This is a genomic window from Flagellimonas olearia (assembly GCF_004150225.1).
Taxonomy (GTDB): Bacteria; Bacteroidota; Bacteroidia; order Flavobacteriales; family Flavobacteriaceae; genus Flagellimonas; species Flagellimonas olearia.
Genome location: NZ_ML142916.1, coordinates 45623 through 71510, shown reverse-complemented (window position 1 = coordinate 71510; position 25888 = coordinate 45623). Strand labels below are relative to the sequence as shown.

Here is a 25888-nt window from a genome sequence, read left to right as displayed (position 1 = left end):
GCCGAAATCATCCAACTCATTTAACGTTAGACGAATACATTCATTTCCTTCATTAGCGCTTGGCCTTCATCAGCATATAAAATGCAAAAATCCCAAAAATGAGATTGGGGATGATCACCGCCAGCAAAGGAGAAAAACCGGATTGCTCCGCCAAGGTTCCAAAAACCTTGTCAAAGAAAATATAGACAAAGGCCACTCCAATACCGAAAGCCAAATTAAGTCCCATTCCCCCTCGGCGTTTTACCGAGGAAACCGCTACCGCTATTATCGTTAGGATAAAGGCCGCAATGGGCAAGGCCCATCTTTTATATTTGACCAAGACGTAGGCATTTACGTTGGACGCTCCTTTACTTTTCTGATCTTCGATAAAGTCATTGAGCTCAAATAGGTTCTTGGTCTCCGCCACGTAGGAAACCGGGGTAAGGTCGTCCAGCTTAAAGGTGAACAGAGTATCCAACCTCCTTTTGGTCTCCAAGAGCTCCACACCATCGCGCAATTTGCGCTTGGTATAATTGGTCAACCGATAAAGACTATCGTTTTCCACCCATCTGATATTGCTTGCCGAAATTTTATAGTCCAGTTGTTTGATGGAATCAAAATGTTCATAGGTAAAGTTGTACCCGATTTTACGGTTGGGATCAAAACTACTCACATAGATGTAATCGTTTTCATTGAGCTGATTGTAGATATTGTCCGTAACCCGGTCTTGCCTACCCTTTTTAAAATATTTGTATTCAAACTCATTGAAGCCGATACTGGCATGGGGCACAATGAACATTCCCATCATAAATATAAGGATGGCCACCAAGGTGGCGCCAATCAAATACGGCCTCAAAAAACGGCCATAGGACACCCCTGAGCTCAAAATGGCCACAATTTCCGTATTACTGGCCAGTTTTGAGGTAAAAAATATGATGGAGAGGAACAAAAACACAGGTAGCAGCAAATTCCCGATCACCAGGGTAAAGTTGCCATAGAATACGATTACCTCGGACAAAGGGGCTTCATTGTCTATGATCTTCCCGATCTTTTCCGCGAGGTTGGCCATGATACCAATGGGAACAAAAAGCATCAACATCCCCAAAAAGGTGACCAAATAACGCTTTAAGATGTACCTGTCAAGTATGGTGAGCATTACAATCTTTTATCCATTTGTTGTACCATCTGGTTTTTCCACTCCAGAAAATCCCCTGCTAAAATACGTTCTCTTGCGGTTCGCACCAACCACAAATAAAAACCAAGGTTATGAATGGTGGCTATCTGCTTGCCCAAATATTCGTTGGCGGCAAACAAATGCCGTAAATACGCCTTGGAATATTCGGTATCTACAAAAGTAATGCCCATCTCATCTATGGGTGAAAAATCATTTTCCCACTTTTTATTCTTGATGTTGATGGTACCGTGCGCCGTGAACAACATGCCATTTCGGGCATTTCGGGTAGGCATTACACAGTCGAACATATCCACACCCAAGGCAATATTTTCCAAAATATTGATAGGTGTTCCCACTCCCATGAGATATCGCGGTTTGTCTTCCGGAAGGATATCACAAACCAGTTCGGCCATTTCGTACATTTCCTCTGCAGGTTCACCTACCGAGAGACCTCCAATGGCATTTCCCTCTGCTCCTACGGAAGCAATATACTCTGCGGATTGCTTTCTCAAATCTTTATAGGTGGAACCTTGGACAATAGGAAAAAAGGTCTGGGTATAATCATAGGTATACGGAAGCTTTTCCAAATGTGCCATACAACGGTCCAACCATCTATGGGTCATATGCATGGACCGTTTGGCATAATTGTAATCGCAGGGGTACGGGGTACACTCGTCAAAGGCCATGATGATATCCGCCCCAATGGTCCGCTGTATCTCCATCACATTTTCAGGAGTAAAGACATGGTGGGACCCATCAATATGCGACTTGAACTTGACCCCTTCTTCCTTGATCTTTCGATTATCCGAAAGGGAATAGACCTGATACCCCCCACTATCCGTTAGAATAGGGCGTTCCCACCCCATAAATTTGTGCAGTCCGCCAGCTTGTTGCAAGATACTGGTTCCCGGTCTCAAGTATAGATGATAGGTGTTTCCCAAAATGATATCGGGATTGATCTCATCCGTCAATTCCCGTTGGTGCACCCCTTTTACGGAGGCCACTGTGCCCACCGGCATAAAAATAGGGGTCTGGATGGTACCGTGGTCCGTGGTCATTTCCCCGGCCCTGGCCTTACTTTTGGTATCCTTTTGTACTAAGGTAAATTTCAATGCATTTGTTTAAGACCGCAAATATAGCCAACTCATTTTCCCCGTTCCTTAACAAAAAAATAAAGTTTGTGTGCAAAGTCTTTGATTAAATCTTCCATTTCCACTTGTTTAGCCCACTGAATGCGGTTACTTTTGGGCTTTAAATTTATACTAATGCCAAATACACAAGAATTACAGGATTTAGTGACCCAAGTACGAAGGGACATTTTACGAATGGTCCACAAGGTAAATTCCGGACACCCCGGAGGCTCTTTGGGCTGTACCGAGTTTTTTGTTGCTCTGTACAACGAAATTATGGACCTCAAGGAAGGATTTGATATGGATGGAATTGGGGAAGATCTCTTCTTTTTGTCCAACGGACATATTTCTCCTGTATTTTATAGTGTATTGGCACGACGGGGCTATTTTCCCATCGACGAACTGAATACGTTCCGCTTATTGGATTCACGTTTACAGGGACACCCCACTACCCATGAGGGGCTGCCCGGTGTACGTGTAGCTTCTGGATCATTGGGACAAGGGATGTCCGTTGCCATAGGAGCTGCGTTGGCCAAAAAACTTAATGGCGATGACCATTTGGTATACAGTCTACATGGAGACGGTGAACTTCAGGAAGGTCAAAACTGGGAGGCCATTATGTATGCCGCTGGCAACAAAGTGGACAACCTGATTGCCACCGTGGACCGAAATGGACAACAAATTGATGGGTCTACCGAAGACGTATTGCCCTTGGGCGATGTTGCTGAAAAATTCAAAGTATTTGGATGGGATGTGATGGAGATTGAAAACGGTAACGATTTGGAACAAGTCATTGCCGGACTGAAAGAAGCCAAGACCAGAACCGGAAAAGGGAAGCCGGTATGTATTGTCATGACCACCGAGATGGGTAATGGCGTAGACTTTATGATGCATACCCATGCATGGCACGGAAAAGCTCCCAACGATGAGCAATTGGCCACCGCATTGGCGCAAAACCCTGAAACCTTAGGTGATTATTAATTCAGAAGACCTCACAAGATGACAAAATATACAGATCAAGGAAAACAAGATACACGTAGCGGATACGGAGCCGGAATGACAGAGTTGGGAAGAACCAATCCCAATGTAGTGGCCCTTTGTGCCGATTTGATAGGCTCATTGAAAATTGAAACCTTTATTGAAGAGAATCCCGAGCGTTTCTTTCAAGTAGGGATTGCAGAAGCCAACATGATGGGCATGGCCGCTGGTCTGACCATTGGCGGAAAGATTCCATTTGCCTCCACTTTTGCCAATTTTGCCACAGGTAGGGTGTATGACCAAATTCGTCAATCCATAGCCTATTCGGGTAAAAATGTGAAAATCTGTGCATCGCACGCAGGTCTTACCTTGGGTGAGGATGGTGCCACCCACCAGATTTTGGAAGATATAGGTCTTATGAAAATGTTGCCGGGCATGACCGTGATCAACCCATGCGACTTTAACCAGACCAAAGCTGCCACCATTGCCATTGCCGAGCATGATGGTCCCGTATACCTTCGTTTTGGAAGACCCAAAGTGGCCAACTTTACCCCTGTTGACCAAAAATTTGAAATTGGCAAGGCACTTATGCTCAATGAAGGTACCGATGTGACCATCATTGCCACCGGACATTTGGTTTGGGAATCCCTTTTGGCTGCGGAAAGCTTGGAAAAGCAAGGTATTTCTGCCGAAGTGATCAATATACACACCATTAAACCTTTGGATGATGCCGCTATTTTGGCTTCGGCCAAGAAAACCGGATGTGTAGTCACTGCAGAGGAACACAACTTTTTGGGAGGTCTTGGAGAAAGTGTTTCCAGGGTACTGGGCACACACCTTCCCACACCTCAGGAATTTGTGGCCACCCAAGACACTTTTGGCGAAAGTGGGACACCTGACCAACTCATGGAGAAATATGGGTTGAACAATAAAGCCATTGAGGCTGCCGTTTTAAGGGTATTGAAGCGAAAATAATTTTCGGTATCACTTTTGTGTGATATTCTTCAATCCATTAAAACGAAATACTTATGAAAAAAGCACTTCTAGTGGCAGTAATGGCCCTATTGGGGTCTGCCGCAATTGCCCAAAGCGGTTCAGGATTTGGTATCAAAGCAGGTTTAAGCTACAACAAGAACGGGGACTTGATCAGTTCTGTTGGTGATTCCGGACAGGACATCGTTGATGGCGGCGAAGGAAAAACCGGTTACCACGTAGGTTTCTGGGGAAAGTTGGATTTTCCAAAGATTTATCTTAGACCCGAATTGGTATATTCCAAGACCAAAAGCAGCTATGAGGTAGATGGTGATTCCCAAGACTACGACATCTCCAAATTAGATCTCCCTGTATTATTGGGGTACAAAATTATTGGCCCATTGCACATTTTTGCGGGACCTGCATTCCAGTATACCCTCAAAAACGATTTGGGAGACCTTGAGGTGGAGGATGTCCAGAACGACTTTACCGTTGGTCTCAATACCGGCGTAGGGGTAAATTTGGGAAAAGTTGGTTTGGATGTACGCTATGAGCGTGGCTTCTCCAAGAATGAGGCTGAGTTTATCGGTGATAACATTACGGACATATCCGGTAGGGTAGACTCAAGACCTTCACAGGTCATCTTTGCGCTATCCTTAAAATTATAGTGGCAGTTTTTAACCCACAAAAAAGGGCCCGTCAATGACGGGCCCTTTTTATTTTATTATCTTCTTTTTCCTAATTATCGGGGTCTAAATAATCTGGGATACCATCATTATCAGCATCTGGGTAAGGGATAATGATTTCTCCATTTTCATCGGTTATCTCACTTCTTGTGGAGACCCCATCGCCATCATCATCACCATCCAGATAGTTGGGGGCATTATCCCCATCCGTATCATCATCAAATAAGTTCTTGTTTCCATTCCTATCTTCTTCAATACTTGGTATACCATCCCCATCATGATCTGCGGTATTCACCACCAATAAATTAATATTGAATATGATAGGCGCATAGCTTTCCCCTACTTGGGCGCTATTAAAATACGCCAATCCAGAGGGCATGATGATCATTCCCGAACCGAACCCCTGTACTTCAAAAGTTCCATCAGGGTTATCAATGATACCGTCTCCGGATTTAAAGTGGGTCAACCCAAACTGAAAACCTTTGATGGCCCCGGCAGTACTTATGGTCCCTTGCAAATCAAACCAAACTCCGCTACTGATCGCACTATCAAACAAAGTACCATCCAATCTATAGCCTTCATATAACACATAGGTGGAATCGGCCACAGTGGGATGTTCCCCCTCACCTTCCCTAGCCACCAAATAGTAATAGGTATGTGCAATGTCCTCCGCACCATCAGAAATTCCAAACTCTGAAGCCGATACGGTCGCGGTTGCGGATTTTAAAAGCGGGGATTCTGAAATTGGGGTCTTATCTGCATTATCCCCGGCAATGGTGTCTACCTTGACTTTATAGTCAAAACCAGCTGGTGGGTTTTCAAACTCTTCATAATTATAGAAATGGGTCTGTAAATATTCTTTTATCTCATCGTCATCCTCCAAGGCTACTTCCGACAAGTCCCTTGGCGGAACCGTCTCAACCCCATCATCATCCTTTTTACATGAGAAAAAAGCAAATGTTAAAAATAAAGAAACCAAAATCCCGTATCTCATCAAGTGTGTCATTTAGCTGCGCAAGATACAATTTTCCGCTATTTTTGCTCAGTGCGTTAACAAAGATTTGCAGAGATCATGCGGATAGACAAGTACCTTTGGTGCATTAGATACTACAAAACACGGAACGTTGCCTCCACGGCTGTCAAAAAAGGCCAGGTCAAGGTAAATGGCAGTACGGTGAAACCTTCAAGGGAGGTATTCCCCATGGACAAAATTGTGCTTCGAAAAAATCAAATAGACTATCAGCTTACCGTTTTGGACATCCCTGAAAGCAGGGTCGGGGCCAAATTGGTGGACATTTACCGGAAGGATACCACCCCCAAAGAAGCTTTTGAGCACAACGAACTGCTGAACTTTGCCAAGACCCACTACCGAAAAAAGGGATTGGGACGCCCTACCAAAAAGGACAGAAGGGATATTGATGAGTATTTGGATGAGTCCGAATAGTCTGTTTTCATATCTTTGAATGAATTAATCCATTTCATGAAAAACCACATTCTTACCCACGATCAGATTCAGCATATTGCTAAACGGATTGCCTACCAAATCTATGAGACCAATGTGGATGAAAAGGAAATTGTAGTGGCCGGTGTCAATGGAGGGGGAAACGATTTTGCCAAAAAGATAGTGACCATCCTTAAAAAAATCACCGAGGCACAGATTGTACTCTGCAAGGTGAGCATGGACAAGAAAAATCCCTTGAAAAGTGGCGTGGAGACCTCAATCCCGGAAGATGACTATAAGAATAAATCCATTGTTTTGGTGGATGATGTACTCAACTCCGGCACCACTTTGATCTATGGGGTGCACCATTTTTTGAAAACCCCCATTAAACAGTTAAAAACCGCGGTGCTGGTCAATAGGAATCATAAAAAATATCCTATTAAGGCCGATTTTAAGGGAATTTCACTTTCTACCTCCTTGAACGAACACATCAAAGTGGAATTTAAACCCAAAAACGATATCGTCTACTTAGAGTAGTCCTTTGATTTCGGCAACCACCTCATCCAGATTCTTCCCATCGCATTCCACAATATGCTTGGCCTGCGCATAGTACGTCCTCCTTTCAAAAAGGTGTTTTCCAACAAACTCGGGCAAATCAGTATCTTCTATGTTCCTCACCAAGGGTCTCTGCTCTTTTTCCTTTTTGAGCCGTTCCACCAAGGCGGGTATGGACAGCTGTAGATAAATGGAATGGTCCGATTTTTCCAAAATGGTGTCCATGTTTCCGGAATAGCAAGGCGTTCCCCCTCCAGTGGACAGTATCAAATTCTCCTTCCCATCCAATACTTGGGAAAGCATCTTGTGTTCCAATTTTCTAAAAAAAATCTCCCCGTGCTCCGAAAAAATGGATTTCACGGATTTTTGTTGCTCCTCTTCAATATAGTCGTCCAGATCTACAAATTCCATCTGTAAATCCCTGGCCAACAACCTTCCAACGGAGGACTTACCACTTGCCATATACCCCATCAAAACTATTCTCATACATCCGATTTAAATACGATTTCAAAAAAACACAAATTTATCATTAATTCACTTTTGGAAAATAGATTATTGATGTTATATTTGCACCCGCTTAGCCAGACAGCCAAGCATTGAAATTTTGACCTGATAGCTCAGTTGGTAGAGCATCTCCCTTTTAAGGAGAGGGTCCTGGGTTCGAGCCCCAGTCAGGTCACTTCCAAAAAATCCTGTACGTTGAAAGACTTACAGGATTTTGTTTTTTTAGCTCATTTCCATTTTAAATTTTAGCCAAAGAGACCTCTTATCCCCTAAAAAATTACGCCATTTTCACCTCTATACCACTTTTGTACTGAAAATATGGTGTTGGGTGGCCGTAAAGTAATCTTTGAACACCTGATTCAATTGGTGCTCATTACTGCACCCTCTAATCCCAAAAAAAGGGTAGACACTGATCATACCTTCCGAAATGGTCTTCACCGAAGCTGAAGCCTCAGAATGAACTTCACGAATCCAATCTTCCGGGAACCCGTCCTCCAAATTGATGTTATCCTCGGTCCGTTTTGCCCAGCTGCCTATTTTTTCATCTGATCGGGACACGGCTTTTTTCAATTTTTCCAACATTTCATTCTGCCCCAATACCATTTCGGCTTCTGCTATATAATGGGCTGCCATACCTACATAATTGACCCAAAGGGTCAAATCGGCAAACACCTCAAAAGGAATTTTAAAGATGTTCTGCGAATGGTGCCATTCATTATAGAAAAAGCTATACTTTTCATCTACCCATTTGGAAGATACTTCAAAGGAATGGGTAGCGGTTGCCTTCAACCCCATGGTATTCCAATCCTTAATGACCTTTACATCCTTACGATCCAAAACAAAACAACGCACTACAGGCATCCCCGCTTCATTGAGCACATCCTTTCCCTCTTCTTGGATTTTTGCACTCAAAGTAAAATGGGTAAGATAGGGGGCACCCGTGGCATACTTCCAGATTCCGTTTATGATATATCCCTCCTCTTTTCTCTCGGCGGTACCAAACACTCCTCCACTCCCCCCAAAACAAACGGGTTCTTTTGGGTCATTGAAAATTCCATTGGCCGTTTCCTTGGGCAAGTTCCCAATAAAGAAATTCGCTCCGGAGCACAGGGTAACGGTCCACCCCAAACTGCCATCCACTTGCGCCAGATGTCTCAACATTTTCAATCCCTCCGTCAAGCTCAGTTCCAATCCGCCATACAACTTGGGCACCCATAAGTTCCACAAGTTCTCTTTGGCAATGCCTTCCAAAACGGCTTTGGGCAGTTCTTCTTTTCCGAAGCAGAGCTCCCTATACCTTTGCATGTTGTCCTTCAGTTTCATCTGCAAGTATTTTTCTCCATTTGATATAACCCGATACGGCCACGATGAACAAAAAGGCCGTTAAACCAGCATAGATGTACAGTCCTTTATACATCAATAGTGGAATGGATATCAGGTTGCTGATGTTCAAGTATATCCAGTTTTCAATCTTTCGTTTGGCCATGAGCCACATCCCGGCCCAGGCAAAGGCACAGACCACGGCATCCCAGTACGGAACATCCGAATCTGTATGCTGTCCCAACCAATAGGCCATCAACGCAAAACAACCCACAACGATTCCCATGGCAATCCCATGCTCATTTTTGGTGGAATATGAAATTGGGGTTTCCTCCTTTTGTTTTCCCATTTTCCAATAGAACCATCCGTAGATACTCATGACCAGATAGTAGAGGTTCAACAGGATATCTGCATACAATTTGGATTGGTACAGCACCCACATACTGATCAAAATGGCAACAATACCAAAAAGATAGTTATGGATATTGTTCTGGCGGGCCAAAAGGACCTGGACCACACCAAAGCCGGTTCCCACCCATTGTAATAAAGTAAGTTGTGAAAGTAATTCCATTCAATCGGGTTATCCATTATACAAATAAACCATGGGAACCCCTAATGGAACACGTGCAAAACACGTTTGCCAAAATCCCTACGCCAGCATGATCTGGATCAGGTGCGAAGTGGTCAACTTCCGGGTATAATCTCAGCCCTGTCATCCAGGACACCCCATGTAGACTTCAAAGGTATGAAAACCTACTTGGACCAATTGTAATTTATACCCTAAATTAGCAACAATGCGCTGTGCATCTGTTTCTGGTATACCCAAGGCAGCCTCACAGACTCCCACAAATTTCCATTACGATGATAGATCTTCAGGACTTTATTTCCGACATTCCTTTTTATGATGATTTAAAACGTTTGGGGTTACCTTGGGAAATCACCACTGAAGTCCAAACCTTCATTATGGGGATACTGCCCCATCTTGGGAGTGATTTTCATATTGAAAACCACGTGGCCATCCACAAATCGTCCATAGTGGAACAAGGGGTCACTTTTAAACATCCCACCATTGTTATGGAAAATTGCCATATCGGGGCCCATGCCTATTTTAGGGAAGGAGTCTTTTTGGATCGGTCGGTAAAAATTGGGCCTTCCACTGAAATCAAGGGCAGTCTCATATTTTCAAACACCGCCATTGCCCATTTAAATTATGTTGGGAACAGCATCATTGGTTCTAATGTGAATTTTGAAGCGGGTTCCATTGCGGCCAACCACTACAATGAAAGAACGGATAAGGAAATTGTATTGAATTATGACGGTAAGCTTATTGCAACCGGAGTGAAAAAATTTGGGGCATTGGTAGGCGACAATAGCCGTATTGGTGCCAATGCAGTTTTGTCCCCAGGTACCCTCCTGAAAAAAAACACCATTGTAAAAAGACTGGAGCTGGTGGAGCAGCATCCTTTATAAACTCCCTAGGCTTAAAATAGGTTACTGCTTATCCGGCACCTTGTTTCCGGCAATCCAAACGGAGGAAATAGTCCTGGTGTTGGCTATGTCTTCCAACGGATTTTTGTTCAGCACTATAAAATCTGCCCATTTGCCCTCTTCCAAGGAACCAATGCCTTCCAATTTCATCGCCTTGGCCGTATTCGATGTGGATGCCATAATCACTTCCATGGGCGACATGCCAGCATCTACCATCATTTCCATTTCCAGATGCTCAAAATATCCTGGAAATCGTCCCGCAGGTCCACTATCCGTCCCCATGACAATAGTGACTCCCGCATCCGATAGTTGCTTCAGGTTTTTCATGGCCGTGGGCAGCGCCGCCTTGTATGCCTTCGCACTGGCACTATTGGCAATGCTTTCCATACGTTCCGGATTGCGCAGTTCCGCAATGGTGGCTTCATCCACTTCCTTGGTAAAAAAGGGATCGGTAAAATAATCGGGTTCACCTCCAAAGACAAAAGTGGACACTTCCCGCATCAAGGTCGGGGAATAGTACACCTTGTTTTCTTTCATCAATGTGATAAATTCATCATCCACCAGCGTATCCCGAACACTATGCGCTATGTAATCGGTTCCTGCCCGCAATACCTTTTTGGCATCCTCCAGATAAAAAATATGCGAGGCCACCCGATACCCCAATTCGTGGGAATACTCGATTACCGCTTTATAAATATCTTCGGTCATTTTTGGTGAGGTCCCCAAGACATCATCTACCCGTATCTTCATAAAATCCACTTTGAGCGAATCGTTATGATCAATGATTTTCGTCACCTCTTCCTCGGTGTCCCCGGAGATAACTGTCCCTGCCATAAAAAGTCTGGACCTATCCAAGGTCGGTACGTTTTGTGTATTTCTAAGCTCTGCGGAAACCTCTGTTCCATCGCCAAGGGAAACCAAGGTGGTGATTCCATATCGTGCATTGGTATTTAGGTGATTGATCACATTCTCTTCACTATATCCTGTTTGCAGGCCATTGGCCAAACCCACATGGCAATGGGCGTCAATGATTCCAGGCATAATGGTCTTGCCGCTCACCTCCACAATTGAAGCTCCTTCGGGAATTGTAATGGCATCTTTTTTTCCTATCCCTACAATTTTCCCCTTCTCCACCAAAAGAACACCTTCCTTGATAGTTTCTGCTCTCGTCCCATCAATAATGTTGGCCCCTACAAAGGCAGTTACTTCGGTCTTATCCCCTGCGGATGTATTTTGTCGACATCCCAGTAAACAAAATGCAGTTGCAAGGATGATTATCGTAAACCTGTACATATTTTTTGAAAGGACTCTACTTTTTGGGTTCATGCTGTTCTAAGAATATAATTGGACTTGCTTTGAGGCAAACACCGGTTAAAACTGAAAAATACGACATGTACATGGTAAAACCCATTGCTTTTTTGTTATAAATCGAGAAAAAGGCATTTCTCCTTTGACCTTAAACACTTAAAAAGATTTGGTTGATTTTTAGAACATCCGGCTTCAAAAATGAATCATCCGTAACAACCTAATACCCACATATTAAAATTGTTTTCCATTTATCTTATTTTAGAGTTCAAACCCACATTCCACAAAATGAAAAATCGAGAACGCATTGTATTATTCTTTGGATTGCTCACCACCCTTGGATGGGCCCAGCAACAAGCTCCAAAAGTGGAAATACACAATGGTGATATCTCCGCGACCCTGTATCTCCCGGACAAGGATATGGGATATTACCGTGCTTCCCGGTTTGACTGGGCTGGAATCATTCCTAAATTGGAATATAAGGGGCACACCTATTTTGGTAAATGGTTCCAAGGTTATGACCCATTATCGCACGATGCCATTATGGGGCCTGTGGAAGATTTTAAGGCCGTAGGTCTCGAAGACGCTGCAGCAGGCGAAGCATTTTTAAAAATCGGGGTAGGTCTGCTCAAAAAGGATGACGGGGACAAGCACTCATTTTCCAAGACCTATGATATTATCGATCATGGCAAAAGAAAAGTGAAGGTGCGAACCAATGCTGTCACCTTCCTTCATGAGATAACCTCTGACAAGTATTCGTATAGCTATGAAAAAAAGGTGAAACTGACCAAGGGAAAGCCACAACTAGTATTGCAACATCGATTTAAAAACACGGGAAAACTGCCCATTGAGAGTTTGGTGAACAACCATAACTTTTTTGTGATGGACAATCTATCCATTGGCCCGGGCTATTCCGTAACTTTTCCGTTTACCCTAACCGACAAGGATGGCGTGCCTTATGCTGCTTCACCCGAAGAAACCGGTCTAAAGGACTACGCCAAAATAGAGGGCAACAAAGTAGTGTTCACCAAAGCGCTTATTGATGACTTTGCCCAGATACGACCTGCTTTTGGCTATGACCCCAATGACCCGAAGGACTACGACATCAGATTGGAAAACAGAAAAGCTGGAATCGGGGTACAGATTACCTGTGACCAACCCATATCGTCCTTGGCAGTTTGGTCGGCACCGCAAACCATTTGCCCCCAACCTTACATTAATGTAAAAGCGAACCCCGGTGAGGTATACACATGGACCATTACCTACACCTTTTATACCCTCTAGGGTTAAAATAGATAGGTAACCCCTATTTTACCGTAGTAATTCCTACCATTGGCAGGGTAGTAATAGCGGGGCAGGTTTCCACCAAAGCCCACGGCATTGATCAATACAGACCCGGCATAATTAGTATCGAATACATTGTTTACTCCGGCATTTAAGCCCAATTTGAAATTCTTGCCCATGGGAACAGCATATTTGGAAGAAAGGCTGAACACATTATAAGACTCACTGGACAGGGTATTGGCATCTGTCAGTGGAATATCATCCACATACTGGTGGGATATGTTAAGGGAAACCCCACTATCATGAACCATATCCAACCCGGAGCTAAGCCTGTGCTTTGGCACGCCGGTCAATGGATTTCCACTGTAGTCGTTATCGCCATCCACAAAATCAATAAAACTGTGGTCGTTCAGTGTATAGCTCAAATAAGGCGTAAGTAAAAACGTATTGGTGACCGAAATGGCATATCTGGCGTCCAACTCCAAGCCTTGGTGACGGGTCTTACCGGCATTCTTTCCTATATATTGGTCCTCTCCTACCCTTTGGGCCACCAAAAGGTCCTTGATCTGCATGGTATATAGGTTGGCCGTAAGCTGTAAGGCTTCATTGAACAATCCAAACTGACCTCCCAACTCATAACTTATTCCTTTTTCTTGGGCAATATCCGGATTGATAACCCCTTCGGGCGTCAAGGTCTCTTCCAATCCAGGATTGGAGAATCCCCTACTCACATTGGCATATAAAAATCCTTGGTCCAATTTGTATTGGAGCTCCAAACTTGGTAAAAGAATGGCATCAAAATCACGATTGGCCGATGTGTTGGCATCCCCACTGTTGAACAAATCCCTAAAATCGTATTTGGTCTTATTGAGGTTCAATCCAACTTGCGCGGTCAAATTCTTGTCCAAGGGAAGTTCAAAAGTCCCAAAAAGATTCAACTGCCTTCTAAACTCCGTATTGTTGCTCAGCCTATCCCCCTGCACACTTCCAACACCCTCATTGTCCCGGAACAGATTCTCAAAAGTACCCCAGTGGTATTCATCATTATAAATTTCGGTTCCCAAAGTAAAATGCCCGGAAAGCAACTTTCCATCAAAGACCGACCTTAGGCCAAATCCGTTGGTAAATTCATCCAAAATATTGAATGGGCGGGGTTCATAATGATCCAAATAGGTGTAAAAAAGGCTTGTCCGGTTCCTTAGACCCGGATTGAATTCATACGTATGCGTAATCCCGGTCAAGGTATATTTGTTGGCTTCGAAACCTTGTGCCGCCAACCAGTTGGCATCTGCATTGGTAGGGTTTTCCTCAAAATCGGTTTGGTTGATGGAACTGGGGATTCCAGCCGTGTAATCGATATAATTGAGCATAAAATCCAACTTGCTCTTACCCCCCAACACTACGGATGAAGTAAGTAAAATGCCATCCCTTTCAAACTGGTTGTTCTGTCGATATCCTTCCGTTTTCAAATGATTATAGCTAAGACTCAAGTTGAAGTTCTTTTCGGAATGCCGAAACGCCAAATTGTTCTTGAACATCTCATAGGAACCTACGGTTAGGGAATTGGTCAAAAACGTCTGGCCCACTTCCGGAGCTTTGGTGTTGAGAATGATCGCTCCTCCCAAATTGGTTCCAAAAGTTGATCCCTTGGGTCCTTTTATGATTTCAACCGCCCCTACATTTTCCAAATCATAAGCCTCAATGGTTGAAAAACCCGTTCCGTTGGTAACAGGGATATTATTAAAGTATAATCGAAGCTTATCCGTGCCATAAGGCGTACGCGCGCCTACCCCCCGTATGGTAATCCTGTTGGTATTCAATGCTCCCGAGAGTAGATACACTCCGGAAACTTGGTTGATTGACGAAGCAATGTCCAACGGACCAAACTTTTCTATTTCTTTTATCCCAATGGAACTGGATGGGGTTATGCCCACAGCCCTTTTCTCAATGCCTTGCTCTATAAGCACCACCTCCTGTAAGGCATTTACAGAGTCTTGTGGAATATCTTGAGCAAAAACAAAGGTTAGGGAAATTGCATAAAAAGCGAGAGCGAGGGAGGTCTTCATTTCGGTTTTACCGTTACATTATAAAATAAGATGTGCAAAATTATGAACTTTTCAGGGCATTTATTTCTTTTGGAAAAAAAATAACATTTTCCCCATTTTTTGATTAGGAGGGTCCAGAACGCCCGTTCCATGCGGATTTAAAAGGAAACCAAAGGCCTCTGAAGCGTTTCCAAAACCCACTCTCAAATTGGGGATTTTGACAGTTAAGGGGAAGGTTTCCGTCGTTGGACCGTAGTATTGGGACGTTTACAGAAAAGTACGACATTTAACTTTTTACCCTTCTACAGATTAGGCCATTAGGGTTATCTTTGGACAAGCCCGATCATGGGCTTTTGTGGTATTTGCCATTCATCGATATTCATGAAGACGAAACATATTGTATATGCCCTATTTGTTGTTGGATTGGGCGCCCTTATTGCCTACAGAATCAAGTCCAACAACAGTGTCCAAAAATCAGCTCCAAGTGGTCCCGGGACCACCACGGTAAAAGGAATGGTTTTGCAACCCAAAACCTTTAAAGACAACATATCACTTTCCGGTACCTTGGAAGCCAATGAACAGATAGATCTGCGTAGTGAAATCTCCGGCGTGGTGGAAAGCATCAACTTTAAGGAAGGAAGGAAGGTATCCCAAGGACAAGTGCTGTTCAAGGTCAACGACATTGAACTTCAAGCCCAGCTTTCCAAAGCACAAACCGCCAAAAAACTGGCCTCCGAAAACGAGAGAAGAGCCAAGTTACTTTTAGAGAAACAAGCCATAAGCCAAGAGGAATACGACATTGCCAGTGCAGATTTTCAATCGGCCAATGCAGAATCGGAACTCATTGCAGCCCAGTTATCCAAAACCACGGTAAGAGCTCCTTTTTCTGGAACTATAGGACTGCGGTCCATTTCAAAAGGAACCTATGTAACCCCTTCGACCACCATAGCCAAATTGGTGAACACCGATGAATTAAAGATCACATTTGCCATTCCTGAAAAATATGCCTCCCAGGTAAGCGTAGGTACGGTACTTTCCTTTACCACATCAGATTCGAGGGAAGTATACAACGCCACCATATACGCCATTGACCCAGAGGTGGACATTGCCACCAGAACCCTTAGAATGCGGGCCAAAATGGACAACAGGGACAAAAAGCTTTATCCAGGAGCCTATGCCAATGTAAGCCTTCCTTTGGAAACTTTGGATGATGCCTTGTTGGTGCCTTCAGAATCCTTGATCCCTGTACAGAACGGAAAGAAAATATTTGTGCTTAAAGACGGAAAAGCCAAGGAAATTGATGTAGAGACCGGTTCACGTACCGGAAAAGCGGTACAAGTGCTTTCCAATCTTCATCCCGGGGATACCGTTTTGACCTATGGTGTAATGGCCTTGAAGGATGGGGCGCCCGTAGAGGTTGTTTTAGAAGAATTTGAACCCTTGACCGCGGCACAATGAACCTTTCCACGATAAGCATCAAACGGCCCATCCTGACCATTGTGATGAACATTTCCATCATTCTGTTCGGGATTATTGGCTATACGTTTTTGGGAGTTCGGGAATTCCCATCCATAGACCCTGCCGTGGTATCCGTGCGGACCAGTTACTCTGGGGCCAATGCGGATATTATTGAATCACAGATTACCGAGCCTTTGGAAAAGGCCATTAACTCCATTGATGGGATACGGAACATTACCTCATCCAGTGTGCAAGGTTCCAGTTCCATCAGTATTGAGTTTGATTTGGACAAAAACTTGGAAGATGCCGCCAACGATGTGAGGGATAAAGTTTCCCAAGCGGTCAGGAGCCTTCCAGAGGATTTGGACGCGCCCCCTGTGGTATCCAAAGCCGATGCAGATGCCGAACGGATCATATCCATGACGGTCCAAAGCGACAACAAGAATATTCTGGAACTGTCCGATTATGCCGAAAATGTGCTCTCACAGCGTATAGAGACCATTCCAGGGGTAAGTAGTGTACAAATTTGGGGACAACGCCGCTACGCCATGCGGTTGTGGATAGACCCCTTGAAATTGGCTTCATACGGCCTTACCGTGGCCGATGTAAGAAGCGCCCTATTAGCCCAAAACTTGGAACTCCCTTCGGGAAAACTTACCGGAAAAAACACCGAGTTGACCGTTAAGACCTTGGGAAACCTCAATACCGAAGAGGAATTCAACAATATCATCATTTTGGCCGATGGCGAAAAACTGGTACAGCTAAAAGACATTGGAAAAGCAAGTCTTGAGGGAGAGAACATGGAAACCAAAATGAGCGATTCTGGGCAACCTATGGTGGCCATTGCCGTGGTTCCGCAACCTGGCACCAATTACCTTGAAATCGCCGATGCTTTTTATGAAGAATACGAAAGACTGAAAAAAGACCTCCCCAAGGATTTTAAGCTGAACGTGGTTATTGACGATACCGTATTTGTTAGAAGGGCGGTAACCGAAGTGGCCGAAACGATTTTGATATCCATTGTTCTGGTTATCTTGGTCATATACCTATTCTTTAGGAACTGGTCCATGGCACTTCGTCCTTTGTTGGACATTCCCGTTTCCTTGATCGCCACGTTCTTTTTCATGTGGCTGTTCGGTTTTTCCGTAAACGTTTTAACGCTTTTGGCCATTGTGCTTGCCACCGGACTTGTGGTGGATGACGGTATTGTGGTCACCGAAAATATCTATAAAAAAGTAGAGGAAGGGATGAATCCCATTGAGGCAGCGATAAAGGGTTCCCAAGAAATCTTTTTTGCGGTCATCTCCATATCCATCACGCTTGCCGCGGTGTTTTTACCCGTAATCTTTTTGGAAGGTTTTGTGGGACGACTCTTCCGGGAATTTGGAGTGGTCCTTGGTGCTGCGGTATTGGTATCGGCCTTTGTGTCCTTGACCCTTACCCCTATGCTGAACGCTTATTTGACCAAGCCAGGAAAGCAAAGTCGGTCACGGTTCTATCAGGTCACGGAAAAATATTTTGTGGCCATGAACAAATCCTATGCGGACCTATTGGGTCAATTCATGAAACGAAAATGGCTCAGTTTCCCCATATTGTTTGGCTGTATTGGACTCATTGTCCTATTCTATTCACTTTTGCAGAAGGAAACCGCACCTTACGACGACCGTAATTTTGTTCGACTCAGTGTAAGCGCCCCTGAAGGGTCGTCCTACGAATATATGGACCAATTGATGACCGGCATTACCGAACTCATCAACGATTCCATACCAGAAAAGAAAGTAAGTTTGGTACTCACCTCCCCCGGTTTTGGTACATCTTCCGTAAATAGTGGTCGTGCCAACGTTGCCCTTGTGGACCCCAGTGAACGGGAGCGTTCCCAAAAAGAAATTGCGGATGATCTTGGCCAATGGGCCAAAGTCTTTGTTGGAGGAAAAACCAATGTTTCCGAGCGTCCCACCATTTCGGTGAACCGGCGCGGCGGTCCGCCCATTCAGTTTATCATTCAGGCGAAAAACTTTGAAAAGCTGGAGGAGAAAATCCCTGAGTTCATGGCCGAGGTTGAAAAAGACCCAACATTTTCCTTTTCTGATGTCAACCTAAAATTCAACAAACCGGAGCTCTACGTATCCATAGATCGTGAAAAAGCGGAAAGCTTGGGGGTATCTGTGCGCGATGTGGCCCAAACCCTTCAGTTGTCCTTGAGTGGACAACGGTTCGGATACTTCCTCATGAACGGGAAACAATATCAGGTCATAGGTCAGTTTGATAAATCGGACCGTGATGAGCCTATGGACCTTACTTCCATTTTTGTAAAAAGCAAGGATGGTCTTTTGATCCAATTGGATAACCTGGTTACCACCGAAGAGCACAGTAGTCCACCTCAACTGTTTCACAACAACCGATATATGTCGGCCACGGTTTCCGCCAGTTTGGCCCCAGGCATGAGTATTGGCGATGGTATTGATGCCATGAATGCCATTAAGGACCGTGTGTTGGATGAGACCTTCACCACCGACCTTGGAGGAGAGTCCCGTGATTTTGTGGAAAGTAGTTCCAATACCATTTTTGCCTTTGGTTTGGCCTTTTTATTGATTTTCTTGATTTTGGCAGCACAGTTCGAAAGCTTTATCGACCCATTCATTATCATTCTAACCGTACCCATGGCCGTGGCGGGAGCCATGTTCTCTCTCTGGCTATTTGGGGAAACATGGAATATTTTCAGCCAGATTGGAACCATTATGCTCATTGGGCTGGTAACTAAAAACGGAATTCTTATCGTGGAATTCGCCAATCAGTTGCAGGAAGAAGAGGAGCTGTCCAAAATGCAGGCCATCATGAGAGCTTCGGAATCGCGTTTGCGTCCCATCCTTATGACGAGTCTTACCATTGCGTTGGGAGCTTTGCCCATTGCCCTTTCATTGGGTGCCGCATCGGCCAGTAGAACGGGTATGGGAGTTGTGATCATTGGTGGAACCCTATTCTCCTTGGTGCTTACCCTATTTGTTATTCCTGCTTTGTATCTCATGTGGTCCAAGAAAAAAGTTGTTCGGCCAGAATTCAAAATTCTTGAAGCATCGTAGTATGGGGATTCGTCTAAAATTTTATGTCCTTTTATTTGGATTGGGGGTTTGTTTTGTAGGAACGGCACAAGAGTTTCTTACCGTTGATGAAGCAGTAAAAATCGCTTTGGAAAACAACTATCAGGTTAAAATGGCCCGTAACGACCTTAAGATGGATGAACTTTCGGTCAGTCCTGGACAAGCGGGAATGCTTCCCCAAGTAGATGCCAATATCACCGACAACAATAGCAGACAAAATTTGTCTCAGGTCCGCTCCGATGGTTCGGAAGTGGAACTGGACAATGCCAAAAACAGGAACCTCAACTATGGGGTGGCGTTGGAATGGACCATCTTTGATGGGTTCCGCATGTTTGCCAACCACGAACAGCTCAAAGAAACCCAAAAATTGGGAGAAGCAGAGTTAAAACAGGTCATCCTCACCAAAGTTGGTGAAGTACTGGTCACCTATTACGATTTGGTACAGCAGCAGCAGCAATTGTCCGCTTTGGACAGCACTTTGATCATATCCGAACAACGGGTGGAACTGGCCCAAAACCGCTTTACCATTGGAAAAGCTTCAAAATTGGAGGTACTCAATGCGCAAGTGGACCTGAATACCGACCAGACCCAAATGCAACGTCAGCAAGAATTGTACAAGAACACCAAGATTCTATTGAACGAGCAATTGGCACGGGATTTAAAAAATGATTTTCAGGTTGCTCCTGAAATTTTCGTGGACCAAGCCTTGATCTTGGAAGAATTGGAAAACAGGGTGGCCGCCGAAAACCCTCAATTGCAAGCCGAAATCATCAACAAGAGAATCAGTGAGCTACAACTGAAACAGATAAAAGCATCACGGTATCCTTCGGTTTTTGTGTCCACCGGGTACAATTTTGGTCATACCGAATCCAGCTTAGGCTTTACCACCAGCTCAGATTCCAGAGGCTTTAACTATGGCTTTGGGGCCACATTGAACCTTTTTGATGGCTTCAACCAAAACCGCAATGAAAAATTGGGCAAAATGGCCGTGGAAAATGCGGAGATTGCCATCGCCCAACAAAAACAATCCCTTATTGCGATGGTCGGCACTACCTATCAGACGTATCTGACCAACATCAGCCTTATTGAATTGGAGGAAAAAAATGAGAGTATTGCCAAGGAAAACTTGGATATCACGGTAGAAAAATACCGAATAGGGATTATTCCCACCATCGAATTCAGAACCGCACAATTGAACTACATCAATGCCCGGGTACGCCATAGCAATGCCAAGTTCCAGGCTAAAGTATCCGAAATCATCCTTAAACAACTGGCCGGAAATTTGGACCTGTAACATTCGGCATATTTTCCTGCGATAATGCAATTTGGTGCAGTGAGGTTTTTACAAAAGAATTATATTTGTGCCCCTCAACGATCCCCCATTACAATCGTTGATCATAAAAGCCTGCCCACGTGGTGGAATTGGTAGACACGCTACCTTGAGGGGGTAGTGTTCGTAAGGACGTGCTGGTTCGACTCCAGTCGTGGGCACAAAACCGCAACATAGTTGCGGTTTTTTAGTTTCTACATGTCCCTCAACAGGTTTTTTGTCCTAAATCCCTCCATTATTTAAACTTCTTTCCTAAATTTTACGATAAAAAAGTAGGCTATCTCGGTCAAAATTGTAAATTTGTTTAATGTTTTTTGATAAAAGATGAACAACGTAAAGAAGTCTTTCAGCATCCGCGACATGGAAAACCTTTCAGGAATAAAGGCACATACCATCCGCATTTGGGAAAAAAGATATAAATTGTTCTCTCCTGAGCGTACCGATACCAATATCAGGACCTATGATATTGTAAACTTGCAGAAGTTGCTTAATGTAACCTTGCTCTACAACCACGGATACAAAATCTCCAAGATTGCCAAACTGGACGAATCACAGATTCCGGATTTGGTGAGGGACATCACTTTGAAGGATAGGGACAAAGACCATGTGATCAACCATCTTAAAATGGCCATGCTCAATTTTGATCAAACCCTCTTTTTAAAGACTTATGATACTCTATTGTCCACTAAAACGTTCAGTGAAATATTTAATGAGGTCTTTATCCCATTCCTCAATGAATTGGGACTTCTATGGCAGACAGACACCATTAGTCCGGCCCACGAACATTTTATCAGCAACCTCATAAAACAAAAGATATACAGCAACACCGAGACCCTCCAGATTCAGAAACCATCAAGGGACGACCAGGTATTTGCGCTTTTTCTTCCAGAAAATGAAATCCATGAACTTGGTCTGTTGTACATCAACTATGAAATTGTCAATAGAGGGTTCAAATCCATTTATTTGGGACAGAGCATGCCCGTGGAGAGTTTGGTGGACCTTGCCAAATATTATCATAAAATAGATTTCATCTCCTACTTTACCGTGTCCCCTACCAAAAGCGATTTGGATGCTTATTTCACCAAATTTTCCGAAGTCATGGATTTACCGCAAGACTCCAAACTCTACGTTTTGGGACATCAGGTACAGGAATTAACGGAGAACGACATCCCCGATTACATAAAACCCTTTGGTTCCATACAAGACCTATTGGAATCCATTTAAAGCAGCCCATGAAAAAAGCCATTGTCATAGGTTCCGGTTTTTCGTCCCTTTCCGCTGCTTGCTATTTGGCCAAAGCGGGTCTGGACGTGGAAGTCTTTGAAAAAAACGATACTGTGGGTGGTAGGGCAAGACAAATGATAAAGGAGGGTTTTACTTTTGACATTGGCCCCAGTTGGTATTGGATGCCGGATATTTTTGAAAAGTTCTTTGCCAATTTTGGCAAGAAAACCTCGGATTACTATCAGTTGGATCGGTTGGATCCCGCCTACAAGGTTTTTTTTGAAGATGACACCATGACGATTGGGGACACCATGGAGAAAATATGTCAGGAGTTTGAACGAATAGAACAAGGTAGCAGTGAACACCTAAGAAACTTTATAGAACAGGCCCAGGAGAACTATAACATTGCCATCAATAAAGTAGTGCTTCGGCCCGGGCTGTCCCCATTGGAGTTGGTGACCAAGGAAACCGTACTTCGGGTAGATCAATTTTTTAAAAGCATTAGTCAAGAAGTTCGCAAACGGTTTAAAAATCCCAAATTGGTTTCCACTTTGGAATTTCCCGTGCTCTTTTTGGGAGCCAAGCCAAGCAAGACCCCTTCCTTCTACAATTTCATGAATTTTGCAGACTTTGGCTTGGGAACCTGGCATCCCAAGGGTGGCATGTACGAAATTATAAAGGCCATGAAAAGTCTGGCCGAGGAATTGGGGGTCACCATACATACCGATAGCCCCGTATCCAAAATCTTGGTGTCGGACAAGGAGGTCATTGGTATACGTTGCAAGGGCAATAACCATCTTGCTGATTATGTGATCAGTGGGGCGGACTACCATCATTCCGAAACTTTGTTGGATCAGAAGCATCGGCAATATTCAGAGGAGTATTGGGAAACGAAGACCTATGCCCCCTCTTCCCTGCTCTTTTATATTGGTTTTCGGAAAAAGTTGGAGCATGTAGAGCACCACAATCTCTTTTTTGATACGGATTTTGAAAAGCATGCTCAAGAAATTTATGATACCCCACAGTGGCCCAGTGAACCTTTGTTCTATGCCAACTTCCCTTCGGTGACAGATGCCTCCATGGCCCCAAATGACTGTGAGACGGGATTCTTTTTGGTCCCCATTGCCCCAGGATTGGAAGACACTCCTGAACTAAGGGAGCAATATTTTGATATTGTGATGGATAGGTTCGAAAAGCGAACCCAACAAGATGTAAAAAATTCGATTATATTTAAGGAAAGTTTCTGTGTAAACGATTTTGTGGAGCAGTACAATTCCTATAAAGGAAATGCATATGGTTTGGCCAATACCCTACGGCAAACCGCATTTTTAAGACCTAACCTCAAAAGTAGCAGGGTAAAAAATTTATTTTTTACCGGTCAGCTTACCGTGCCGGGACCAGGAGTGCCCCCTTCCCTGATCTCAGGAAAGTTGGTATCTGATCTAATCATTAAAAACTTAGAAAAATGAAAACTATTTTTGACGATGTCTCTTACCACTGTAGCAAGATTGTGACCCAATCCTACAGCACTTCATTTTCCTTGGCCACTAAAATGTTGGCGCCATCCATTCGTACGGATATCTATAATATTTATGGGTTTGTGCGCTTTGCGGATGAAATTGTGGACACTTTTCATGACTATGACAAGGAAGAGCTTTTTGCGAATTTTGAAAAGGACATGGAACATGCCATTGCCCATAAGATAAGCCTGAATCCTATCCTCAATGCCTTTCAACATACCTATCATAAATATGAAATCCCGCATCATTTGGTGGAATCGTTCATGAACAGTATGCGGATGGACCTGACCAAGAAAACCTATGGTTCCTTTGATGAATATCGCGAATACATCTATGGTTCAGCTGATGTTGTAGGACTGATGTGTCTCTGTGTTTTTGTACATGGCGATAAGGAAAAATATGAGGAACTCAAGGAATCGGCCATGGCGCTGGGCTCCGCTTTTCAGAAAATCAACTTTTTACGAGACTTGAAAGCAGATTTTGAAGATTTGGACCGGACCTATTTCCCCAACACCAATTTGTTGGAACTGGATGAAGTTTCCAAGAAAAGAATCGTCAACGAAATCAAGGCCGATTTGGCGGTGGGATACTCGGGCATCATAAAATTACCGGAGCAGGCCAAATTTGGGGTCTATACCGCATATCGGTACTATAAAAAATTGTTGCAAAAATTACAGGGAACCCCTTCCCTTGAAATCAAGAACACTCGGATTAGAGTACCCAATTATCAAAAATTCGGGCTTTTGGCCCATTCCTACCTCAACTATAAACTTCAACTGGTCTAAATGAAAATAGCACTCTGGATATTCCTTTTTTTCGCCACCTTCGGGTTTATGGAGTTCATGGCTTGGTTTACCCATAAATATGTGATGCACGGCTTTTTGTGGAGCCTTCACAAAGACCATCATAAAAAGGACCATGACTCTTGGTTTGAGCGGAATGATGCCTTTTTTATTTTTTATGCGGTGGTGAGTATGACGTTGTTCTTTCTGGGCAACTATACTTCATTTTGGTATGGTTGGCCCTTGGGCTTCGGGATTTTGGCTTATGGTATAGCTTATTTTTTGGTGCACGATATTTTTATCCACCAGCGGTTCAAATTATTCCGAAACGCCAACAATTGGTACGCCAAGGGAGTTCGAAGGGCCCATAAAATGCATCACAAACACTTGGGTAAGGAAGATGGGGAATGTTTTGGAATGTTGTTGGTGCCCTTTAAATATTTTAAAAGTCAACAGACTACTCCAAAATAAGGCGATCCAATAATTCCCTTGTTTTTTGAGAGTTCCAATCGGCTGCTCCCTTTTCATCAACCACAATTTTCCCTGATTTGCTGATAACATAGGTAGCCGGGATACTTTTGGAAACCAATTCCTTTGGTGTGGACGTAGTTTGAAAATAGACCGGCAGCTGATATCCCTTCTTTTCTAGGAACTGAAGCACCTTATCTCTATCGTCATTGGCCACAAAGGCGAATACCACCTTATCTTTGTAATCCCCATAGAGTTCAACAAAGCTGGGCAATTCCGCCACACATGGTGGGCACCAGGTGGCCCAAATATTCACCACCACCACTTGGTCTTCAAAAGATTCAAAATTGATCCGTTGGCCTTTTACATCCGCAAGTCCCCATTGATAGTTGGTCAAGGTCTCTTGCTCTTCAGTGGCCACCACATCGGCACTGGTGGAAATAAGCTTGCTTACCAAAACCTTAAGGTGAAACCCCACTGGGGTAAAAAGGATCAAGACAATGGCCAACAACCATATTCCGTTACTGATCTGTTCTTTGGAAAATTTCATACTGCATCTACTCTTCTATCAGTGTATCCAACACTTTGTATAATTTCCGGTTGCTCCAATCCGCAATGCCTTTTTGATGAATAACAATATGCCCGGATCTATCAATCAAATACGACGAAGGAACCTTTTGGGCGTCTATGGGCATTTTCTCCCCAATAATCAAATAGGTTACCGGAAACGTAAACCCGTGCTCCTCCATAAAAGCTTCCACGGGTGGCCTATTCTCATTGGTAATGATATAGAAGTCCATTTTACCCTTATATCGGTCATACAGCTCCTGGACACTTCCCAATTCAGCTTCGCTGGGTAAGCGCCACGAGGCCCAAAGATTGATGAACACCACATTTCCCTTGGACTTTTCAAAATTGAAAATGTTCCACTCCCCATCCTTTAGTTTCCAGTCATAATCCGCAATGGCCTGCCTTTGGGATTGTTCTATCACCGGAGGGGAAAACGCAAGTATCCGATTGAGAAAAATCTTTCCATAGTGCCCCAATGGGGTCACAAAAAAGGAAAGTATGAACAAAATCAGTACAATATTGAGGGCAGTCTTTTTACTGATCTTCATTCTGGGGGATTTGGTTAAAATTAAAAACT

The 25888-nt window shown here is 43.9% G+C and carries 24 protein-coding genes and 2 tRNA genes; 16 read left to right on the top strand and 10 right to left on the bottom strand.

The annotated features are described in order from the left end of the window. Positions 1–52: 52 nt before the first annotated feature. Positions 53–1135, bottom strand: coding sequence for an LptF/LptG family permease (locus DN53_RS17430; RefSeq protein WP_129656194.1), 1083 nt, complete (start codon positions 1133–1135; stop codon positions 53–55). Next, entirely contained in the window at positions 1135–2265 is a 1131-nt protein-coding gene (gene tgt, locus DN53_RS17425; RefSeq protein WP_116219437.1) for a tRNA guanosine(34) transglycosylase Tgt, read from the bottom strand. Before tgt ends, DN53_RS17430 begins: the two co-directional genes overlap by 1 nt. Positions 2266–2418: 153 nt before the next feature. Here tgt and DN53_RS17420 point away from each other — a divergent pair, with 153 nt between their 5' ends. From DN53_RS17420 to DN53_RS17410, 3 genes are read left to right on the top strand one after another with little or no spacing between them, the layout of a single operon-like run. Beyond that, on the top strand, positions 2419–3264 hold the full coding sequence (locus DN53_RS17420) for a transketolase (protein WP_116219436.1): 846 nt from the start codon (positions 2419–2421) through the stop codon (positions 3262–3264). 18 nt (positions 3265–3282) lie between these two features. Further along, positions 3283–4236, top strand: a complete 954-nt coding sequence (locus DN53_RS17415) for a transketolase family protein (RefSeq protein WP_129656193.1) — start codon at positions 3283–3285, stop codon at positions 4234–4236. A gap of 53 nt (positions 4237–4289) precedes the next feature. Then, positions 4290–4901, top strand: coding sequence for an outer membrane beta-barrel protein (locus DN53_RS17410; RefSeq protein ID WP_129656192.1), 612 nt, complete (start codon positions 4290–4292; stop codon positions 4899–4901). Positions 4902–4971: 70 nt separating this feature from the next. Here the strand turns inward: DN53_RS17410 and DN53_RS17405 are convergent, their stop codons facing one another. Then, complete coding sequence (locus DN53_RS17405; RefSeq protein ID WP_129656191.1) at positions 4972–5913, bottom strand: FKBP-type peptidyl-prolyl cis-trans isomerase; 942 nt, start codon at positions 5911–5913, stop codon at positions 4972–4974. 78 nt (positions 5914–5991) lie between these two features. Between DN53_RS17405 and DN53_RS17400 the strand changes: the two genes are divergently transcribed. Together DN53_RS17400 and DN53_RS17395 are read left to right on the top strand one after the other, a co-directional pair. Next, positions 5992–6363, top strand: a complete 372-nt coding sequence (locus DN53_RS17400; protein ID WP_129656190.1) for an RNA-binding S4 domain-containing protein — start codon at positions 5992–5994, stop codon at positions 6361–6363. 36 nt (positions 6364–6399) lie between these two features. Then, positions 6400–6897 carry a phosphoribosyltransferase family protein gene (locus DN53_RS17395; protein WP_129656189.1) on the top strand — a complete coding sequence of 166 codons (498 nt, stop codon included), beginning with the start codon at positions 6400–6402 and terminating at the stop codon, positions 6895–6897. Here the strand turns inward: DN53_RS17395 and DN53_RS17390 are convergent. Continuing rightward, a complete protein-coding gene (locus DN53_RS17390; RefSeq protein WP_129656188.1) occupies positions 6889–7401 on the bottom strand; it encodes a shikimate kinase in 513 nt (170 codons plus the stop codon). The genes DN53_RS17395 and DN53_RS17390 overlap by 9 nt on opposite strands. 120 nt (positions 7402–7521) lie before the next feature. Here DN53_RS17390 and DN53_RS17385 point away from each other — a divergent pair. Beyond that, positions 7522–7594: transfer RNA gene (locus DN53_RS17385), tRNA-Lys, on the top strand. Positions 7595–7713: 119 nt separating this feature from the next. On the opposite strand, the gene DN53_RS17380 is transcribed toward DN53_RS17385, so the two are convergent. After that, positions 7714–8742: an acyl-CoA dehydrogenase family protein gene (locus DN53_RS17380; RefSeq protein WP_129656187.1), complete on the bottom strand. Its 1029-nt coding sequence runs from the start codon at positions 8740–8742 to the stop codon at positions 7714–7716. Next, positions 8711–9310, bottom strand: a complete 600-nt coding sequence (pnuC, locus tag DN53_RS17375; RefSeq protein ID WP_129656186.1) for a nicotinamide riboside transporter PnuC — start codon at positions 9308–9310, stop codon at positions 8711–8713. The genes DN53_RS17380 and pnuC overlap by 32 nt, the downstream gene beginning before the upstream one ends. A 290-nt stretch (positions 9311–9600) precedes the next feature. Here pnuC and DN53_RS17370 point away from each other — a divergent pair, with 290 nt between their 5' ends. After that, positions 9601–10209, top strand: coding sequence for an LbetaH domain-containing protein (locus DN53_RS17370; RefSeq protein ID WP_129656185.1), 609 nt, complete (start codon positions 9601–9603; stop codon positions 10207–10209). A 21-nt stretch (positions 10210–10230) separates the two neighbouring features. Here DN53_RS17370 and DN53_RS17365 read toward each other — a convergent pair whose 3' ends face one another. Further along, positions 10231–11520, bottom strand: coding sequence for an amidohydrolase family protein (locus tag DN53_RS17365; protein WP_165357494.1), 1290 nt, complete (start codon positions 11518–11520; stop codon positions 10231–10233). Between the two features lie 300 nt (positions 11521–11820). On the opposite strand from DN53_RS17365, the gene DN53_RS17360 reads away from it, so the two are divergent. Beyond that, positions 11821–12816, top strand: coding sequence for a hypothetical protein (locus DN53_RS17360; RefSeq protein WP_129656183.1), 996 nt, complete (start codon positions 11821–11823; stop codon positions 12814–12816). A 2-nt stretch (positions 12817–12818) separates the two neighbouring features. Here the strand turns inward: DN53_RS17360 and DN53_RS17355 are convergent, their stop codons facing one another. Then, complete coding sequence (locus tag DN53_RS17355) at positions 12819–14882, bottom strand: TonB-dependent receptor family protein (protein ID WP_129656182.1); 2064 nt, start codon at positions 14880–14882, stop codon at positions 12819–12821. Between the two features lie 360 nt (positions 14883–15242). On the opposite strand from DN53_RS17355, the gene DN53_RS17350 reads away from it, so the two are divergent. From DN53_RS17350 to DN53_RS17315, 8 genes are all read left to right on the top strand, one after another. Then, the gene (locus tag DN53_RS17350; RefSeq protein WP_129656181.1) at positions 15243–16319 is read left to right on the top strand and encodes an efflux RND transporter periplasmic adaptor subunit; all 1077 of its coding nucleotides are present in this window, start codon (positions 15243–15245) and stop codon (positions 16317–16319) included. Next, positions 16316–19399, top strand: a complete 3084-nt coding sequence (locus DN53_RS17345) for an efflux RND transporter permease subunit (RefSeq protein WP_129656180.1) — start codon at positions 16316–16318, stop codon at positions 19397–19399. Before DN53_RS17350 ends, DN53_RS17345 begins: the two co-directional genes overlap by 4 nt. 1 nt (position 19400) lies before the next feature. Further along, positions 19401–20711 (top strand): TolC family protein, encoded by a 1311-nt coding sequence (locus DN53_RS17340; RefSeq protein WP_129656209.1) that lies wholly within the window; start codon positions 19401–19403, stop codon positions 20709–20711. A gap of 113 nt (positions 20712–20824) precedes the next feature. Next, positions 20825–20908, top strand: a tRNA-Leu gene (locus tag DN53_RS17335). Positions 20909–21071: 163 nt separating this feature from the next. Continuing rightward, positions 21072–21971, top strand: coding sequence for a MerR family transcriptional regulator (locus DN53_RS17330; protein ID WP_129656179.1), 900 nt, complete (start codon positions 21072–21074; stop codon positions 21969–21971). Between the two features lie 8 nt (positions 21972–21979). Beyond that, complete coding sequence (locus tag DN53_RS17325) at positions 21980–23440, top strand: phytoene desaturase family protein (RefSeq protein WP_129656178.1); 1461 nt, start codon at positions 21980–21982, stop codon at positions 23438–23440. Next, on the top strand, positions 23437–24276 hold the full coding sequence (locus DN53_RS17320) for a phytoene/squalene synthase family protein (RefSeq protein WP_129656177.1): 840 nt from the start codon (positions 23437–23439) through the stop codon (positions 24274–24276). Before DN53_RS17325 ends, DN53_RS17320 begins: the two co-directional genes overlap by 4 nt. Next, complete coding sequence (locus tag DN53_RS17315; RefSeq protein WP_129656176.1) at positions 24277–24744, top strand: sterol desaturase family protein; 468 nt, start codon at positions 24277–24279, stop codon at positions 24742–24744. On the opposite strand, the gene DN53_RS17310 is transcribed toward DN53_RS17315, so the two are convergent. Together DN53_RS17310 and DN53_RS17305 are read right to left on the bottom strand one after the other, a co-directional pair. Continuing rightward, on the bottom strand, positions 24731–25291 hold the full coding sequence (locus DN53_RS17310) for a TlpA family protein disulfide reductase (RefSeq protein WP_129656175.1): 561 nt from the start codon (positions 25289–25291) through the stop codon (positions 24731–24733). The two genes, DN53_RS17315 and DN53_RS17310, sit on opposite strands and share 14 nt — an antisense overlap. 7 nt (positions 25292–25298) lie before the next feature. Further along, complete coding sequence (locus tag DN53_RS17305; protein ID WP_129656174.1) at positions 25299–25859, bottom strand: TlpA family protein disulfide reductase; 561 nt, start codon at positions 25857–25859, stop codon at positions 25299–25301. Between the last annotated feature and the right edge of the window lie 29 nt (positions 25860–25888).

Bases quoted from the DNA above. Each gene is read 5' to 3' on its own strand.
- DN53_RS17395 (WP_129656189.1), top strand. From the start codon at position 6,400: ATGAAAAACCACATTCTTACCCACGATCAGATTCAGCATATTGCTAAA.
- DN53_RS17405 (WP_129656191.1), bottom strand. From the start codon at position 5,913: ATGAGATACGGGATTTTGGTTTCTTTATTTTTAACATTTGCTTTTTTC.
- DN53_RS17315 (WP_129656176.1), top strand. From the start codon at position 24,277: ATGAAAATAGCACTCTGGATATTCCTTTTTTTCGCCACCTTCGGGTTT.
- DN53_RS17345 (WP_129656180.1), top strand. From the start codon at position 16,316: ATGAACCTTTCCACGATAAGCATCAAACGGCCCATCCTGACCATTGTG.
- DN53_RS17310 (WP_129656175.1), bottom strand. From the start codon at position 25,291: ATGAAATTTTCCAAAGAACAGATCAGTAACGGAATATGGTTGTTGGCC.
- DN53_RS17400 (WP_129656190.1), top strand. From the start codon at position 5,992: ATGCGGATAGACAAGTACCTTTGGTGCATTAGATACTACAAAACACGG.
- DN53_RS17350 (WP_129656181.1), top strand. From the start codon at position 15,243: ATGAAGACGAAACATATTGTATATGCCCTATTTGTTGTTGGATTGGGC.
- DN53_RS17325 (WP_129656178.1), top strand. From the start codon at position 21,980: ATGAAAAAAGCCATTGTCATAGGTTCCGGTTTTTCGTCCCTTTCCGCT.
- DN53_RS17355 (WP_129656182.1), bottom strand. From the start codon at position 14,882: ATGAAGACCTCCCTCGCTCTCGCTTTTTATGCAATTTCCCTAACCTTT.
- DN53_RS17365 (WP_165357494.1), bottom strand. From the start codon at position 11,520: ATGTACAGGTTTACGATAATCATCCTTGCAACTGCATTTTGTTTACTG.
- DN53_RS17305 (WP_129656174.1), bottom strand. From the start codon at position 25,859: ATGAAGATCAGTAAAAAGACTGCCCTCAATATTGTACTGATTTTGTTC.
- DN53_RS17330 (WP_129656179.1), top strand. From the start codon at position 21,072: ATGAACAACGTAAAGAAGTCTTTCAGCATCCGCGACATGGAAAACCTT.
- pnuC (WP_129656186.1), bottom strand. From the start codon at position 9,310: ATGGAATTACTTTCACAACTTACTTTATTACAATGGGTGGGAACCGGC.
- DN53_RS17370 (WP_129656185.1), top strand. From the start codon at position 9,601: ATGATAGATCTTCAGGACTTTATTTCCGACATTCCTTTTTATGATGAT.
- DN53_RS17390 (WP_129656188.1), bottom strand. From the start codon at position 7,401: ATGAGAATAGTTTTGATGGGGTATATGGCAAGTGGTAAGTCCTCCGTT.
- DN53_RS17420 (WP_116219436.1), top strand. From the start codon at position 2,419: ATGCCAAATACACAAGAATTACAGGATTTAGTGACCCAAGTACGAAGG.
- DN53_RS17430 (WP_129656194.1), bottom strand. From the start codon at position 1,135: ATGCTCACCATACTTGACAGGTACATCTTAAAGCGTTATTTGGTCACC.
- DN53_RS17340 (WP_129656209.1), top strand. From the start codon at position 19,401: ATGGGGATTCGTCTAAAATTTTATGTCCTTTTATTTGGATTGGGGGTT.
- DN53_RS17320 (WP_129656177.1), top strand. From the start codon at position 23,437: ATGAAAACTATTTTTGACGATGTCTCTTACCACTGTAGCAAGATTGTG.
- DN53_RS17410 (WP_129656192.1), top strand. From the start codon at position 4,290: ATGAAAAAAGCACTTCTAGTGGCAGTAATGGCCCTATTGGGGTCTGCC.
- DN53_RS17380 (WP_129656187.1), bottom strand. From the start codon at position 8,742: ATGAAACTGAAGGACAACATGCAAAGGTATAGGGAGCTCTGCTTCGGA.
- DN53_RS17415 (WP_129656193.1), top strand. From the start codon at position 3,283: ATGACAAAATATACAGATCAAGGAAAACAAGATACACGTAGCGGATAC.
- DN53_RS17360 (WP_129656183.1), top strand. From the start codon at position 11,821: ATGAAAAATCGAGAACGCATTGTATTATTCTTTGGATTGCTCACCACC.